Annotated in this window: 10 protein-coding genes; 3 read left to right on the top strand and 7 right to left on the bottom strand. The window is 70.1% G+C overall.

Annotated features, from left to right (window positions below; genetic code table 11):
* Positions 1–3: 3 nt before the first annotated feature.
* From ACTJIL_RS15890 to ACTJIL_RS15875, 4 genes are all read right to left on the bottom strand, one after another.
* Positions 4–3279 (bottom strand): ankyrin repeat domain-containing protein, encoded by a 3276-nt coding sequence (locus ACTJIL_RS15890; protein ID WP_440756574.1) that lies wholly within the window; start codon positions 3277–3279, stop codon positions 4–6.
* Entirely contained in the window at positions 3272–3544 is a 273-nt protein-coding gene (locus ACTJIL_RS15885) for a YcgL domain-containing protein (RefSeq protein WP_440756573.1), read from the bottom strand. The genes ACTJIL_RS15890 and ACTJIL_RS15885 overlap by 8 nt, the downstream gene beginning before the upstream one ends.
* Positions 3545–3689: 145 nt before the next feature.
* The gene (gene cydB / locus ACTJIL_RS15880) at positions 3690–4703 is read right to left on the bottom strand and encodes a cytochrome d ubiquinol oxidase subunit II (protein WP_440756572.1); all 1014 of its coding nucleotides are present in this window, start codon (positions 4701–4703) and stop codon (positions 3690–3692) included.
* Entirely contained in the window at positions 4700–6139 is a 1440-nt protein-coding gene (locus tag ACTJIL_RS15875) for a cytochrome ubiquinol oxidase subunit I (RefSeq protein WP_440756651.1), read from the bottom strand. The genes cydB and ACTJIL_RS15875 overlap by 4 nt, the downstream gene beginning before the upstream one ends.
* Before the next feature lie 205 nt (positions 6140–6344).
* On the opposite strand from ACTJIL_RS15875, the gene ACTJIL_RS15870 reads away from it, so the two are divergent.
* Positions 6345–8696 (top strand): prolyl oligopeptidase family serine peptidase, encoded by a 2352-nt coding sequence (locus ACTJIL_RS15870; protein WP_440756650.1) that lies wholly within the window; start codon positions 6345–6347, stop codon positions 8694–8696.
* Between the two features lie 227 nt (positions 8697–8923).
* Positions 8924–9835, top strand: coding sequence for an oxygen-dependent coproporphyrinogen oxidase (gene hemF / locus ACTJIL_RS15865; RefSeq protein WP_440756571.1), 912 nt, complete (start codon positions 8924–8926; stop codon positions 9833–9835).
* Between the two features lie 58 nt (positions 9836–9893).
* Here the strand turns inward: hemF and ACTJIL_RS15860 are convergent, their stop codons facing one another.
* A complete protein-coding gene (locus tag ACTJIL_RS15860) occupies positions 9894–10388 on the bottom strand; it encodes a DUF421 domain-containing protein (RefSeq protein ID WP_440756570.1) in 495 nt (164 codons plus the stop codon).
* A gap of 443 nt (positions 10389–10831) precedes the next feature.
* Positions 10832–13624 carry a DNA polymerase I gene (gene polA / locus ACTJIL_RS15855; protein ID WP_440756569.1) on the bottom strand — a complete coding sequence of 931 codons (2793 nt, stop codon included), beginning with the start codon at positions 13622–13624 and terminating at the stop codon, positions 10832–10834.
* Between the two features lie 156 nt (positions 13625–13780).
* Here polA and ACTJIL_RS15850 point away from each other — a divergent pair, with 156 nt between their 5' ends.
* Entirely contained in the window at positions 13781–14092 is a 312-nt protein-coding gene (locus ACTJIL_RS15850; protein WP_440756568.1) for a DUF2782 domain-containing protein, read from the top strand.
* A gap of 120 nt (positions 14093–14212) precedes the next feature.
* On the opposite strand, the gene ligD is transcribed toward ACTJIL_RS15850, so the two are convergent.
* Positions 14213–16708, bottom strand: coding sequence for a DNA ligase D (gene ligD / locus ACTJIL_RS15845; protein WP_440756567.1), 2496 nt, complete (start codon positions 16706–16708; stop codon positions 14213–14215).
* Positions 16709–16712 lie beyond the last annotated feature (4 nt).

The following is a 16712-nucleotide window of genomic DNA, read 5'->3' as shown; positions in this document are numbered from 1 at the left end:
GGCCTAGCCGCGGTCGCGCAGGAAGCGCGCCATCGACACGCCCGACTGCAGCGGCGCGAACTCGGCGGCGACGTCGACAAAGCCGCGCATCACCGCGATTTCGCGCGGGGTGCGGTTGAGCGCATCGCGCAGGTCCGGGTCGCAGCCGGCGCGCAGCAGGCGCTGGGTCATGCGCAGCTGGCCGTGGAGTGCGGTCAGGTGCAGCGGGCCGAAGCCGCGCGGGTCCTGGGCGTCGAGGCCGACTTCTTCGTCGAGCAGGTGGTCGAGCCCGGCCATCACCACGTCCTCGTCGCAGGCCGTGCCCGGTTCGGCGCGCGCGCCGAGCAGCAGCAGCAGCGGGGTCACGCCGCTGGCCGCCGGGGTGTCGGCATCGGCGCCGGCCAGCAGCAGGGTGTCGAACAGCGCAAGCAGGCGCGCGCGGTCGCGGCTGGTGAAGCCGTAGAGCGCGGCGCAATGCAGCGGCGTCAGGCCCTGCGCGTCGGCGGCCTGCACGTTGGCGCCGGCGGTGAGCAGGCGCGCGCACAGGTCTGGCAGGCCGAGCGCGGCGGCCAGCATCAGCACGGTGACATCGCCGGGAAGGCGCTGTTCGAGGGTGGCGCCGGCCGCCAGCAGGCGTTCGACGATCTCGCCCTGGTGCATGCTCACCGCCGCCGACAGCGGCGTGGCGCCGGTGTGCGCGGCGCACTGCGGGTCGGCGCCGTGTTCGAGCAGCCATTCGACCGTCTCGCGATGGCCGCCGCCGGCCGCGCGCAGCAGCGCGGTGCAGCCCTGCACGTCGACCGCGTCCACCGGCAGCCCGAGGCCGAGCAGGCGCCGCACCGCGTCGGTGTCGCCGACGATGGCCGCGGCCGGCAGGTCGGTGTCGCGCAGTGCGCGCCCGGGCAACGGCCAGCCGCGCCAGTCGAGCCAGTCGGCCAGGTCGCGGCGGCCGCCCGACAGCGCCACGCCCAGCGGCGTCTGGCCGTCGGCTGCGCGCACCGCGGGCGAGGCGCCGCGGCTGACCAGCAGTTTCAGCGCCGCCTCGCGCGACAGCGCCGCGCACAGGTGCAACGCGGTCATGCCGTGGGGGTCGCGCGCGTCGAGGTCGACGCCGCAATCGACCAGCCGTTCCAGCAATCGCATCCAGCCCAGCCGCACCGCCAGGGCCAGCGGCGGATCGCCTTCCGGCGAGGCCGCGAACGGATCGGCGCCGTGTTCGAGCAGGTCCAGCGCGCACTGCTCCAGCGCGCGCCCGGCCTGGTCGCCCCCGGCGCAGGCCTCGAGGAATCGCGCCAGCCCGCCCGCACCGGCCGGGGAGGCGCCGCGCCGCAGCAACAGCTGCAATGCCGGCAACGCTTCGTGGCCGCGGGCGAGCAGCGTGAACACCGGCGTGTCGCCATCGCCTGCGCGCACCTCGGGATCGGCGTCGTGGTCCAGCAGCCACTCGATCCGCGGCAGCGAAAGCGGCGCTTCGTCGTCGAGCAGGAGGCTGCCCAGTTCCCGCGGCGACAGCAGCGACAACAGTCGCTCATGGCCTTCGAAGCGCTCTTCGCGCAGCGCGTCTCGCAGCAGCGCGAGCGGCGCGCGGTCCGGCGGCGGCGTGTCGCCCGCATCCGCGGCCACCGTCGACGGCAGCGGGTAATCCGGGTCGAGCACCGCGACCAGCGACCAGCGGCCGGCGGCGGCGGCGTGGTCGATCGCGCGCTTGCCGTCGGCGTCGCTGCGGCCGGGATCGGCGCCGAGTTCGAGCAGCCGCCGCACCAGCGCCGACGACACCAGTTCGGCGCGACTGGCCAGCAGCAGCGCATCGCGGCCTTCGCCGTCGACCGCGCCGGCATCGGCGCGCGCGCCGACCAGCGCTTCGAGCGTGGCCAGATGGCCGCCGCGCGCGGCCTCCAGCACAGGCGTGCGGCCGGCGGCGTCGCAGGCATTCACGTCCGCGCCGGCATCGACCAGCACCGCGACGATCTCGGCATGGCCGGCGAACGCGGCCTGGTGCAGCGCGCTGCGACCGTCGCGATCGCGCGCGTCGGCCTTGGCCTTGTGCTTGAGCAGCAGGGCGACACCGGCCGGATCGTCCTCGTCGCCGCCGGCCGCGGCCAGCAGCGCGGGCGTGGCGTCGGCGGGTTCGGGATAGGCGCCGCGTTCGAGCAGGAAGCGCGCCAGCCGCCAGTTGCCGGCGGCGCAGGCCACGCCCAGCGGAGTCAGGCCCTCGTGGTTGAGCGCGGCCATCTCCGCCGCCGCGTCGCGCAGCAGCGCGGCCACGCCAGGGTCGGAACTGCGCGCGGCGTGGTGCAGCGGCGTGTTGCCCTCGGCATCGGCGGCGCGCGGATCGGCGCCGTTGGCCAGCAGCGTCATCACCGCTTCCGGGCGGCCATGCCAGCTGTCGCGAGTGGCCGCGAGCAGCGGGGTCATGCCGTGGTGCGCGGCGTTGACGTCCACGCCGCACGCGATCAGCGCACGCAGCAGGCGCAGGTCCGGCAGCACCGCTGACAGCACCGGCAGGCTGCGCTGGTCGCGTTCGTCCGCGGCCGGTAGCGCATGGGGTTCGGCGCCGGCGTCGAGCAGTTCCAGCGCGCGGTCGACACGGCCGCGGCGCGCGGCGTCGTAGAGCATCGCCTGCAGGTCGCCTTCGAACTCGACCGGCTGCGTCGCATCCATGCCGGCCATCTCGACGATCGGCATCGCCATCGGCAGCTGGTCCGGCGCCGGCATGCGCTGCAGGGCCGCGTGCAGCAACGGCCACGACACCACCGATACCGCGGCCAGCACCCAATGCATGGCCGGCGACAGCACGCCCGGCCACGCCTGCAGCAGCACCATCGCCAGCAGCGCGGCCACGCACGCGGCCGCGGCCACGCCGCGCCAGCCGCTGGTGTCGGCATCGCCCAGCGCGTGCCAGTGCCCGGGCAGCGCGCCGCCCTCGCGTTCGACCGCCCGCCACAGCGGCCAGGTCCGCCACAGCCCGATCACGCAGATCCCGGCCACCGTGCTCAGCGCCAGCGCCGCGCCCAGTCCGCCGCTTTCGAGCAACGCCGAGAGCGGCCAGGCGACCAGCAACACCGCGATCACCAGCCCACCGCCCCACAATCCGGCCAGCGCCAGGGTGTCGCTTTGCATCGCGGCGCGGTCGGGCGCCTGTGCGCCGCGCCGCCAGCGCAGCGCGAGCGCGAGCGCCGGCTGCGCCAGCCAGCCCGCCAGCGCCGCGAGCACGCCGCCAAACCCGCCGAGGGCCGCCAGCGCGAGGCCGATGGCCGCCGTGATGACCCACCGCCGCCGCTGCAGCAAGGACTCAGGCATCGGTGCCCCAGTCCTGCGACATCGGGTCGACGTCGAGTTTGGGCGGCAGCTGCAGGTGGAAGCCGCGCACGACCAGGTTTTCGCGCACAGTCGCCGCGTCCTCGCGCGCCAGCCTGCGTTCGGGCGTCAACGCCACGTCGAGCACGAACTCCAGCGCGCCCAGCTGTGCGCGCAGCTCCCCGGGGAGGCGTTCGAAATCATCTCGCGCGGCCAGATAGACGTAGGTGTCGGCCTTGCGCAGGCTCTTGTAGACGTAGGCATGCATCGGTGGAGCGGGGATTCCGGAGTGGGGATCGGGGATTCGGAACGGCAAAAGCACGGTTTCCGCATTCCCGGTGAAGCATAAGGCACCGCAGCCCGGGATTCCCCGAATCCCAGATGTCGAATCCCCACTCCCGATTCACGCCTGTTCAGTGATAGCCCGAATCCGCCGCCACCTTGCCGCGGAACACCGAGTACGACCAGTACGTGTAGCCCAGGATCGCCGGCAGCAGGATCACGATGCCGACCAGCAGGAAGCCCTGCGACGACGGCGGCGAGGCGGCCTCCCAGATCGACAGCGACGGCGGCACGATGTTGGGCCAGATGCCCAGCACCAGCCCGGCGAAGCCGAGCACGAAGAAGCACAGCGTCAGCACGAACGGCGCGGTGTCGCGGCCTTCGCGCATCGCCGCGCGCCACAGCGCGAACGCATTGGCCAGCGCCAGCAGCGGCACCGGCGCCAGCCACCAGAAATTCCCGCTCTCGAACCAGCGCGCCATGATCCGCGAGTCCAGGAACGGCAGCCACGCGCTCACCAGGCCCATGAACGCCACCACCACCAGCACCAGCGGCCGGGTCAGGGTGCGCGCGGTCTTCTGGGTGCCGCCTTCGGTCTTCAGGATCAGCCAGCACGAGCCGAGCAGCGCGTAGCCAAACACCACCGCCACCCCGGTCAGCATCGAGAACGGGCTGAACCAGCCGAACGCGCCGCCCAGGTACTTGCCGTCGGTCAGCGGCATGCCCTCGACCAGCGCGCCGAGGATCAGGCCCTGCGCGAACGCGGCGAAGATCGAACCCAGCGCGAACGCCGCGCCCCAGAACCGCTTCGCGCGCGTGGCCTTGAAGCGGAATTCGAACGCCACGCCGCGGAAGATCAGCGCGATCAGCATCAGCAGCACCGGCAGGTACAGCGCCGACAGCACCAGCGCGTAGGCCTTGGGGAACGCCGCCAGCAGTCCGGCGCCGCCGAGCACCAGCCAGGTCTCGTTGCCGTCCCAGATGGGCGCTGCAGTATTCATCATGTGGTCGAGCTGGCCCTCGTCCTCGGCGAACGGGGCGAGGATGCCCAGGCCCAGCACGAAGCCGTCGAGCAGCACGTACATCAGCACGCCGAAGCCGATCACCCCGAACCAGACCACCGGCAGCACGAGTTCGAGGGTCATGGCGCACCTCCCTGAGATGCGGGCGCCGCATCATCGGACTCATCGTCGCCCACCGACAGCGGCCGCGCCGCGGTCTGTTCACCGCCGGCGTGCTCGGGCGGCGTCTCGTCCGGATGCGGGCCGCGGCGGATCATCTTCAGCAGGTACCAGATGCCGGCGCCGAAGATGATCGCGTACGCGCAGGCGTAGGTGATCAGCGAGGACATCACCGCCGCGGCGGTGATGTTCGGACTGACCGCCTCGCTGGTGCGCAGCAGGCCGTAGACCACGTACGGCTGGCGACCGATCTCCACCACGTACCAGCCGGCCAGCAATGCCACGAAGCCGGCCGGACTGAGCAATCGCCAGCCCTGCCACAGCCAGCGCGCGCGGCCGGACTCGTCGAACATCCAGCCGCGCCACCACGCCCACAGCGACGCCAGCGTCAGCAGCAGCATCAGCACGCCCAGGCCCACCATCACCCGGAACGCCCAGAACACCGGCGCGACCGGCGGGCGCTCGTCGGCGGGCACCGCGGTCAGCGGCTGGATCGTGCCGTCCCAGCTGTGGGTCAGGATCACGCTGCCCAGCCGCGGCACGGCGACTTCATAGCGGTTGCGCTCGCCGTCCTGGTCGGGCAGTGCGAACAGCACTAGCGGCACGCCTTCGCCGGGCGCGCCCTCGTGCCAGTGCGCTTCCATCGCCGCCAGCTTCACCGGCTGGTGCTTGCCGACGTTGAGCCCGTGCAGGTCGCCGACGAAGATCTGCAGCGGCACCGCGATCGCCGCGAACGCCACCGCCAGCTTCAGCCCGCGCCTGCCGGCCGCGAAGTGGTCGCCGCGCACCAGGTACCACGCGCTGACCCCGCCGATCACGAAGCAGGTGGTGATGAACGCCGCCAGCACCATGTGCGCGAGCCGGTACGGGAACGACGGATTGAAGATCACCGCCCACCAGCTGGTGGGTTCGAACATGCCGTCGACGATCGCGTAGCCCTGCGGCGTCTGCATCCAGCTGTTGGCCGAGATGATCCAGAACGTCGACAGCAGCGTGCCCAGCGCGACCATGCAGGTGGCGAGGAAATGCACCTTGTGCGAGACGCGTTTCCAGCCGAACAGCATCACGCCGAGGAACGTGGCCTCGAGGAAGAACGCAGTGAGGACTTCATAGGAAAGCAGCGGCCCGAGGATGTTGCCGGCCCGTTCGCTGAGCACCGCCCAGTTGGTGCCGAACTGGAAGCTCATCACGATGCCCGACACCACGCCCATGCCGAACGACACCGCGAAGATCTTCAGCCAGAAGAAATACAGGTCGCGCCACAGCGATTCGCGGGTGCGCAGCCAGCGCCATTCGAGGAAGGCCAGCCAGTGCGCCAGGCCGATGGTGAAGGCGGGAAACAGGATGTGGAACGAGATCACGAATCCGAACTGGACGCGCGAAAGGAAAAGCGGCGACAGCAGGAGGTCATCCACGTGACGCGACTCCGCGGCGCGGGGGGATTGCCGCCGCGCGTATTGTGCGCCGCGACGGCAGGGTTCGCAAAAGTCGAGAACCGGGCATCCATGACCCGTGGCCCATGCACAGCGGTCCCCGCCTGCTACGCTGCGCGGGATTTTTCCCGCGGAATTCCACACCATGCGCCACCTGCTTGCCTGCCTTGCCCTGCTCCCGCTCACCGCCGCGTTCTCCGGCAATGCCCACGCGCAAACGACACAGCCGCTGACGCTGGCGCAGGCGATGGCCGATCCCGACTGGATCGGCAGCGGCGTGGAGGGCGCGTGGTGGTCGTGGGATGGCAAGCACGCCTACTACACGCGCAAGCGCGACGGCGGCAACATCCGCGACACGTTCTCGCAGGCTGTCGATGGTGGCGCGGCCGCGCGGCTCGACGGCACCGCACTGGCCGGCATCGACGGCGCGCAGCAGGTGGTCGACCCGCAGCGCGCACGCATGGCGTTCGTGCGCAACGGCGACATCTTCGTGCGCGACCTGTCGAGCGGTGCACTGACCCAGCTCACCCGCACCGACGCCGGCGAATCGCGCCCGCAGTGGGGCAGCGACGGCGCGCTGGTGTGGCGCGCCGGCAACGACTGGTTCCGCTGGACCGCGGCCGGCGGCGCCGCACAGGCCTCGCTGCTCAAGGCCGAGGACAGCCCGGACAAGAAGCCGGAAGCCGACGACCTGCGCGATCGCCAGTTCGACATGCTGCGCACCCTGCGCGACGACCGCGCGCGCCGCGACGCGGTGCGCGAGCAGAACCAGCAGTGGCGTCGCGCCGACCCGACCCGCGCGCCGGCGCCGGCCTATCTCGGCAAGGGCGTCGACATCGTCGACAGCGCGCTCTCGCCCGACGGACGCTGGCTGATCGCCGTGACCCAGGCCAAGGACGCCGACGGCGGCCAGGCCGGAAAACTGCCGAACTACGTGACCGAATCGGGCTACGAGGAGCTCGAGGAAGTGCGCACCCGCGTCGGCCGCAACGCACCGCTGCCGCAGAAAGTCTGGCTGGTCGATATCGCCAACGCCGGCGTGCGTGAACTCAAGTACGACCGCCTGCCCGGCATCGCCGACGATCCGCTGGCCGCGCTGCGCAAGGCTGCGGGCAAGGAACCGCTGAAGGGCAACCGCGACGTGCGGATCGAGACCGACGGCGACGGCATGGGTCCCGCGATCCACTGGAGCAGCGATGGCCGCAACGTCGCGCTGCTGGTGCGCGCGGTCGACAACAAGGACCGCTGGATCGCCAGCGTAGACCTGGCCAACGCAACGCTGCAGTCGCGCCACCACCTGCACGACGACGCCTGGATCAACTGGAACTTCAACGACTTCGGCTGGATGCCCGACAACCGCACGCTGTGGCTGCTGTCGGAGCAGAGCGGCTACTCGCAGCTGTATCTCGCCGACGGCGGCAAGGTGCGCGCGCTGACCTCGGGCAAGTGGGAAGCGTCGTCGCCGGTGCTGTCGCCAGACGGGCGCACGTTCTACTTCTTCTGCAACCGCAGCTGGCCGGGTGACTATGAGGTCTGCTCGGTGCCGGCGGCCGGCGGCGACGTGCGCGAGGTGACCGCGCTCGACGGCGTCGAGGGCTTCACCCTGTCGCCGCGCGGCGACCGCCTCCTGGTGGCCCATTCGACCAGCTACCTGCCGATCCAGCTGGCCGTGGCCAACGCCGACGGCAGCGGCGTGCGCGAGCTCACCGATACCCGCAAGCCGGAATTCAAGGCGATCGACTGGATCCAGCCCGAGTACGTGCAGGTCCCGTCGAAGCACGGCGCCGGCACCATCTGGGGCAAGTACTACGGTCCGAAGCAGCTAGAACCCGGCCGCGAGTATCCGATCGTGATGTTCGTGCACGGCGCGGGCTACCTGCAGAACGTCAGCGCGCGCTATCCGAACTACTTCCGCGAGCAGATGTTCCACAACCTGCTGGTGCAGCAGGGCTACATCGTGCTCGACCTCGACTACCGCGCCAGCGAAGGCTACGGCCGCGACTGGCGCACCGCGATCTACCGCAACATGGGCACGCCGGAACTGGAGGACTACCTCGACGGCCTCGACTGGATCGTGGCCAACAGGCAGGGCGACCGCGACCACGCCGGCATCTACGGCGGCAGCTACGGCGGTTTCATGGCGTTCATGGCGCTGTTCAAGCAGCCCGGCGTGTTCAAGGCCGGCGCCGCGCTGCGCCCGGTGTCGGACTGGTCGCAGTACAACCACGAGTACACGTCCAACATCCTCAACACGCCCGAGATCGACCCGGAGGCCTACGCGAAGTCCTCGCCGATCGAATACGCCGAAGGCCTGCAGGACCACCTGCTGATCGCCCACGGCATGATCGACGACAACGTGTTCTTCAAGGACTCGGTGATGATGGCGCAGCGCCTGATCGAACTGCGCAAGGACAAGTGGGAGATCGCGCCGTATCCGATGGAGCGCCACGGCTTCACCCATCCCGACGCGTGGTACGACGAGTACCGGCGGATCTACGAACTGTTCGAGGACACCCTGAAGTAATCGGGTTCACCGGCTCACCGGCGCATCCCGTGGGAGCGGCGACGGCTGCGACGCCATTCACGGGCAGCGATCGCGGCCATGGCCGCTCCCACAGGGCAACCGTCTTCGCGACCGGCATGACAGCGCGCCCGGGGGAGCCACGCCCGAATCGACGGCCGTCCGCTGCCGCTGTCGCCGGCTGATCCTGATCAACCGGCGTGGCGCGGTCGCCGCCTACAATGCGCCGCATGGAAGACATCGACCGCGTCCGCGACTACCTCACCGGCCTGCAGGACCGCATCTGCACCGCCATCGAAACCGCCGACGGCAGCGCCCGGTTCGCCGAGGACAACTGGGCGCGAGAGGAAGGCGGCGGCGGCCGCACCCGCATCCTGCGCGAGGGCGCGGTGTTCGAGCAGGCCGGGATCGGCTTTTCCGACGTTTCCGGCACGAAGCTGCCGCCCTCGGCGACCGCCGCGCGGCCGGAGCTTGCCGGCGCCTCGTGGCGCGCGGTCGGCGTGTCGCTGGTGTTCCACCCGCGCAACCCGCACGTGCCGACCACGCACGCCAACGTGCGCCACTTCCGCGCGGTGCGCGACGGCGAAACAGTGGCCTGGTGGTTCGGCGGCGGCTTCGACCTGACGCCGTTCTATCCAGCCATTGATGACGTGCTGCACTGGCACCGCACCGCGCGCGACCTGTGCGCGCCGTTCGGCGATGACCGTTACGCCGCGCACAAGCGCTGGTGCGACGAATACTTCTTCCTGAAGCACCGCAACGAGACGCGCGGCGTGGGCGGGCTGTTCTTCGACGACCTGCACACCGACTTCGACAACGACTTCGCCTACCTGCGCGCGGTCGGCGACGGCTTCCTCGATGCCTACCTGCCGATCGTCGAGCGCCGCCGCGATGCGCCCTACGGCGAGCGCGAACGCGCATTCCAGCTCTACCGACGCGGCCGCTACGTCGAGTTCAACCTGCTGTGGGATCGCGGCACCCTGTTCGGCATCCAGTCCGGCGGCCGCAGCGAATCGATCCTGATGAGCCTGCCGCCGCTGGTGCGCTGGGAATACGGCTATGCGCCGGAAGCCGACAGCCCGGAAGCGCAACTCCAGGACTGCCTGCGCCCGCGCGACTGGCTGGCCGAACTTTCCGCCTGAAAGGGTCGTCCGCCGGTGGCAGGGAAGGAATCCGGCTGTCGCCGCCCAGAAGAATTTCCTAGTTCGAGCCGCCGCCTCCGCCGTCGTTGACGAGGATGCTGATGCGGCCGTTGGTTTCCAGCATCGCCAGCTTGATGTGCTCGACCTCGTCGCAGCCTGCCTCGCGCATCGCCTCGCGGAAATCCGACTTGCTCACCAGTTCGCGCCGGAGCACGTCGCGGAAGATCCGGCCATCGCGCGCCAGCTCCACCGGATTGCCTTCGACCACGCGACGCATCCGCGGATACCGCGCGGTCGCCCACGCCACCACGTAGTTCAGCACGATCAGGCAGACCGCGAGGATCAGGGCACCGGTCAGCGAGTTGTCGCCGCCGTTCATGCCGTTCTGCACCGCGTTGCCGATCAGGATCAGCAGCACCAGGTCGAACGGAGTGAACTGGCCCACCGCACGCTTGCCGGACACCCGGACCAGCACCATCACGCCGAGATAGACCACCACCGCGCGCAGCACGAATTGCCACCACGGCAACGAAAGATCGAACAGGTCGGACATGGACGTCTCCCGGCAACTGCGGCGACCGTAGCGCACCGCCGCCGACGCCCATGTCGACGGGCGCCCGGGGCCGTGCATCGAACCCTCTCCGGATGCTGGAGAAAGACCATCAAGTCGCCCCGCAGGCGGGAGAGGGCTTCGTCAACCCGCTGGCGCTTCGCATCGATGGACAGCCGCCCCGGAAAACGGGCATAAAAAAGCCCCGCAGGCAGGGGGGCCGGCGGGGCTCGGGGAACGGGGCCTGGGGAGTGGCCTTCGTTCCCGGGGATCACTCCAGGGGAGGGAGAGATCAGTGACGGACGTTGCATCCGTCACGGGCTATATGACCACCCGCCGCATGGATAGTTCGTGAAGCCCGCGGTTAAGTTTCTGTTGGATTCAGCCGGCGTTTACTCCGTTCAGAAAACCCCCGTTTTTAGCGGATTTCCCGCAGGTTCCGGGCCTCAATGGGCCTCGTCCCAGTTGTTCCCGACCCCGCTGTCGACCACCAGTGGAACACGCAGTTCCGCCGCTGCGGACATCAGCCGTGGGGCTTCGGCCAGCAGGGTGTCGACGAAGTCCTCGTCGGCCTCGAATACCAGTTCGTCGTGCACCTGCAGGATCATCTTCGCTCGCTCCGCGTGCGGGGCTAGCCAGGCGTCGATGGCGACCATCGCGCGCTTGATGATGTCGGCCGCGGTGCCCTGCATCGGCGCGTTGATCGCGGCGCGCTCGGCACCGGCGCGCTGGCCCTGGGTGCCCTTCTGGATGTACTCCAGGTACAGGCGGCGGCCTGACACGGTTTCGACGTAGCCGCGCTCGCGCGCCTCGTTGCGGGTGCGTTCCATGAAGTCGCGCACGCCCGGATAGCGCGAGAAGTACAGCGCGATGTAGTCCTGCGCCTCGCCGCGGCCGATGCCGAGGTTGCGGGCGAGCCCGAACGCGCTCATGCCGTACATCAGGCCGAAGTTGATCGCCTTTGCCGCGCGGCGTTCGTTGCCGGTCACCTCGTCGAGCTTCCTGCCGAACACCTCCGCGGCGGTGGCGCGATGGATGTCGGCGCCCGAGGCGAACGCAGACAGCAGGCCCGGATCTTCCGACAGGTGGGCCATGATCCGCAGCTCGATCTGCGAGTAGTCGCAGGCAAGCAGCTTGCGCCCGGGCGGCGCCACGAACGCCTTGCGGATGCGGCGGCCGTCGTCGCTGCGGATCGGGATGTTCTGCAGGTTGGGATCGCTGGACGCCAGCCGCCCGGTGGCCGCGCCCGCCTGGTGGTAGCTGGTGTGCACGCGGCCGGTGTCCGGGTTGACCATCTCCGGCAGCTTGTCGGTGTAGGTGCTGCGCAGCTTGGCCAGCGCACGGTAGTCGAGGATCACCCGCGGCAGCTCGTGCTGGTCGGCGATCGCCTCCAGCGCTTCCTCGTTCGTCGACGGCTGGCCCTTGGGCGTCTTGAGCACCGCGGGCAGCTTCAGTTCGTCAAAAAGGAGCGCCTGCAGCTGCTTGGGCGAATCGAGGTTGAAGCTGCGCCCGGCCAGCTCCGTGGCGCGCTGCTGCGCGGCCAGCATGCGCCTGGACAGGTCGGCGCTCTGCCGGCGCAACTCGTCGGCATCGATCATCACGCCGTTGGCCTCGACCCGCGCCAGCACCGGCACCAGCGGCATCTCGATGTCGCGGTACACCGACGCAAGTCCCGGCTCGGCCGCCAGTTTCGGCGCCAGCACGCGGTGCAGGCGCAGGGTCACGTCGGCATCCTCGCCGGCATAGCGCGTGGCATCGTCGATCGCCACCTGCGAAAACAGGATCTTCTTGCTGCCCTTCCCGGCCACGTCTTCGTACTTCATCGTGGCGTAGCCGAGGTAGCGCGCGGCCAGCGAGTCCATGTCGTGGCGGGTGCGGCCGGATTCGAGCACGAAGCTCTCGAGCATGGTGTCGTCGGCATAGCCGGCCACTTCCACGCCGTGGCGCCGCAGCACGTGCAGGTCGTACTTGCCGTGCTGGCCGAGCTTCTTCCGCGACGGATCGGCGAACAGCGGCGCCAGCGCGGCCAGCACCTCGGCACGGTCGAGCTGCGCCGGGACGCCGGGATAGTCGTGCGCCAGCGGGATGTAGCAGGCGGTCCCCGGTTCGACGCAGAAACTCATGCCGACCAGGTTGGCGCGCATCGCGTCGAGCGAGTCGGTTTCGGTGTCGAAGGCGAACTCGTCGGCCGCGTGCAGGCGCTCGATCCAGGCGTCGAGCTGCGCCCGTTCCAGCACCGTCTCGTACGTGCCCGGCGCGGACAGCGCCGGGTCCAGCTCGGCCACGGGCTGCGGCACGGTGATGAACGACGCCCCGCGCGCGGCCTTGCCCGCCCCTGCCGCCGGCGCGGGCAAGGCGGCCGCATTGCCGTCGAGCTCGCGCAGCGCCTGGTTCATGGCGTAGCGGGTGAACATCGCGCGCAGCGTTTCGGCGGCGCGTTCGCGCAGCTTCAACGCTTCCGGGCCCACATCGAGCGCGACATCGGTCTTGATCGTCACCAGGTCGCGGTTCAGCGGCAGCCGTTCGAGCGCGCCGCGCAGGTTGTCGCCGATCTTGCCCTTGATCCCGGGCGCGGCCGCGATCACGCCATCGAGCGAGCCGTGCTCGCCCAGCCACTTGGCGGCGGTCTTGGGGCCGCACTTCTCCACCCCGATGACGTTGTCGACCGCATCGCCCATCAGCGCCAGCAGGTCGACGATCTGGTCGGCGCGCACGCCGAACTTGGCGATCACCGATTCGTCCGAATCCATGCGGCTGCCGCTCATGGTGTTGACCAGCGCCACGCTGCCGCCGGCATCGGAGCGGGCATCGTCGGAGCTGCGCACCAGCTGGGCGAAATCCTTGTCGCCGGTGGAAATGGTGACGTCGATCCCGGCGCTTGCGCCCTGCAGCGCCAGCGTGCCGATCACATCGTCGGCCTCCACCCCCGGTACGCGCAGGATCGGGATGCCCAGCGCCTGCACGATCTCCATCATCGGTTCGACCTGCGCCCGCAGATCGTCGGGCATCGGCGCGCGGTTGGCCTTGTAGTCGGGATACATGTCGTCGCGGAAGGTCTTGCCGGGCGCGTCGACCACGAAGGCGATGTACTCGGGTTGCTCCTTCAGGTGCGCGCGCAGCATGTTGACCACGCCGAACAGCGCGCCGGTCGGCTCACCAGCGGCATTGGACAGCGGCGGCAGCGCGTGGAAGGCGCGGTACAGGTAGGAAGAGCCGTCGATCAGGACCAGTCGTGTCATGCGCCGATTCTACCGGCGTGGCCTGTCGGCATGCCTCGCGGCTGCCCAATCAGGCGCCGCGGCGGCACGCGGCGAAGCCCGCCGAGGTGATCGCGCTCACCGCGTGGCGACCGCGCCGCGGTGCATACTGCCCGTGGTCCCCCGAGGAGCCGCGCCATGGCCCCGATCCATCCTGTCCCGCTGCGCATCGCCCTGTTGTCCACCCTGCTGGCCCTGTCCGCCTGCGCGGCGCTGCCCGCCGGCGACCCGGCCGCGGACATCCCGCCCGACGCCGTGCCGACCATCCGCACCGAAGCCAACGGCGACGTCGTCACCGAATACCGCGTCGCCGGCCAGCTGCGGGTGGTCAAGGTCGAACCCTCGCGCGGCCCGGCCTACTACCTCTACGACCGCGACGGCGACGGCCTGCCCGACAAGGAAGGCGACAACCCGCCGCAGACGTATTTCAAGCTGTTCGAGTGGAACTAGGACGCAAGGAATGGCGTGGGTCGGGCCTCGGGCGATACCCGTCATCGCAGCCTCGCTGGCCACGACACGATGGGAAGTCCCTCGCGGCTCAAGCTGTCCTGCACAGGCGCCTGGCTCGACCTAGCCGGTAAATGCCGGCAACGCCTGCTCGAGCTCGTCGAACCCGGCCCACGGATCCCTGCGCAGCCGCGCGGCGCGCTGCTTCGCCTTCGCCAGGTCGAATGCGTCGGGCCGCTGGATGCCGCCCAGGTCTTCCCAGCGCAGCGGCACCGCCACCGGCGCGCCCTTGCGCGCGCGCAGCGACCATGACGCCACGCTGGTCGCGCCGCGCGTGTTGCGCAACCAGTCGATGAAGATCTTCCCCGGCCGCTTCGCCTTCGACATCGTGGCCACGTAGCGCTCCGGCGCGTGCTCGGCCATCGCGCCGGAGAATGCCTCGCAGAATGCATGCACGGCGTCCCACGACGGCCCGCGCGCGATCGGAGCGACGACGTGCAGGCCCTTGCCGCCGGACAGGCGCACGAAGGACTGCAGGCCGGCCTGTTTGAGCTTGCCGCGCATGTCGCGCGCGGCGGCGACCACCGCCGGCCAGCGCACGCCCTCGCCGGGGTCGAGGTCGAACACCAGCCGGTCGGGCTGCTCTGGATCGTCGACGCGTGCACCCCAGGGATGGAACTCCAGCGTGTTCATCTGTACCAGGTCGATCACGCCCTCGATCGAATCCACGTACAGGTATTGCTCGCTGCCGCTCTTCTGCTTCAGCGCGATGGCGTGCACGTCGTCACCGAGGCTGTCGGCATGGTGCTTCTGGAAGAAACATTCGCCCTGGCTGCCACCGGGGCAGCGCAGCAGCGACAGCGGGCGATCGATCAGTTCCGGCAGCAGCCATTTGGCCACGCTGCGGTAATAGTCGGCGACGTCGCCCTTGGTATACGCCGCGCCCTCGAACACGATGCGTTCGGGGTGGGTGATCCGCGTGTTGTCCTTCGCTGGCTTGCGCTTCATCGGCGGTTCCTCGACTTGGATGTTCGATCCTGCGACCTGCGGCCCGACGTCGCGCGGCCGCTTGTCCGCGCGCAGGCGCTTAAAGCTGGCCTGGCGCAGCAGCCCTTCCTTGGCCCAGCCGCGGAACGCGACCTCTGCCACCAGTTTCGGCGCGACCCAGTGCACGCTGCGTTGCGGGAACGGCACGTGGGCTGGCAGTGCGACCGTCGCGGTCTTGCGCTCGATTGCCTGCAGGCGCTTGTGGATGGTGCGCAGGGCTTCGGCATCGAATCCGGTGCCGACGCGGCCGACGTAACGCAGCTTGCCACCCTCGTGTGTCGCCATCAGCAACGATCCGAAGGCGCTGCGCGCGCCCTTGGGCTCGGTATAGCCGACGACGACGAACTCGTCGGTGTCTTCGTGCTTGGCCTTGACCCAGTCGCCACTGCGACCGGCCCGGTAGCCGCTGTCGGCGCGTTTGCTGACCACGCCCTCGATGCCCTGCTGCCCGGTCTGCGCGAACACTTCCGCGCCGTGGCCGGTGACGTGGTCGCTGAAGGCGAGCACGCCGACCTTGCGGCCCAGCAGTTGCCTGAGCAACGCCTTGCGTGCCTGCAGCGGCGCCTTGCGCAGGTCGACACCGGCGAGTCCGGGCAGGTCGAACACCAGGTAGCGCAACGGCGCTTTCGACGTCCCGTCGATCACGCGCTGCAGTTCGGAGAAGTCGCTGCGGCCCTCCTCGCCCAGCACCACCAGCTCGCCATCGAGGCAGGCGTCGGCAACCGGCAGCGCCGCCACCGCCTTCGCCACTTCCGGAAACGTGTCGTCCCACTTCAGGCCGCCGCGCGAACGCAGCTTCGCGACGCCATCGACCAGGTCGACCATCAGCCGGTAGCCGTCCCACTTGATCTCGTGCAGCCAGTCGTCGCCGGCGGGCGGCGCCGCACGCAGCACGGTGAGTTCGGGGGCGAAGCCAACCGGCATGTGGCCGTCGCGCGCGCCATCGAGTGCGAGCGCACGCTTGTGCCAGGTCGAATTCGTCTTCGCCGTCTTCCTTGCGACCGCGGTCTTCTTCGCGTCGGCCGCCCTGCGTTTTCCCGGCTTCATTGTCGTGGCCGGCGTTGCGACGAGATCATCGGCCTCGCGGTCGGCGGCATGCGCGTCGTCGCGCTTGATCAGCAGCCACTGCTTCTGCTTGCCGCGCATGTTCGTGCGCACCAGCTTCCAGCCGCCCTGCAGCTTGTCGCCGCTGAGGGTGAAATCGAGCTTGCCGGCCGCAAGCGCTTCGAGCGGATCGCCGTCGCAGGCCCAATGGCCGTGGTCGAACACGTCGACGTGGCCGGCGCCGTAGTTGCCTTCCGGGATGTCGCCCTCGAAGGTGGCGTAGTCGAGCGGATGGTCCTCCACCTCCACCGCCAGCCGCTTCTCGCCCACGCGCAACGACGGCCCCTTCGGCACCGCCCAGCTTTTCAGCGCGCCGTCGATTTCAAGGCGGAAGTCGTAATGGCGCGAACGCGCGTGGTGCAGCTGCACCACGAAGATCGGGCGGTGGCCCGGGGCGCGGCCGGCGTCGGCAGCCGGTTCCGGCGTTCGATCGAAGCGACGCTTTCGCGTGTAGTCGCGCAGGCTCATGGCG

Origin of the sequence: Luteimonas sp. 22616 (genome assembly GCF_052044325.1) — a bacterium.
Classification (GTDB): domain Bacteria; phylum Pseudomonadota; class Gammaproteobacteria; order Xanthomonadales; family Xanthomonadaceae; genus Luteimonas.
The sequence above is the reverse complement of the archived record's forward strand: the minus strand, read 5'-3'. Positions and strand labels throughout refer to the sequence as shown.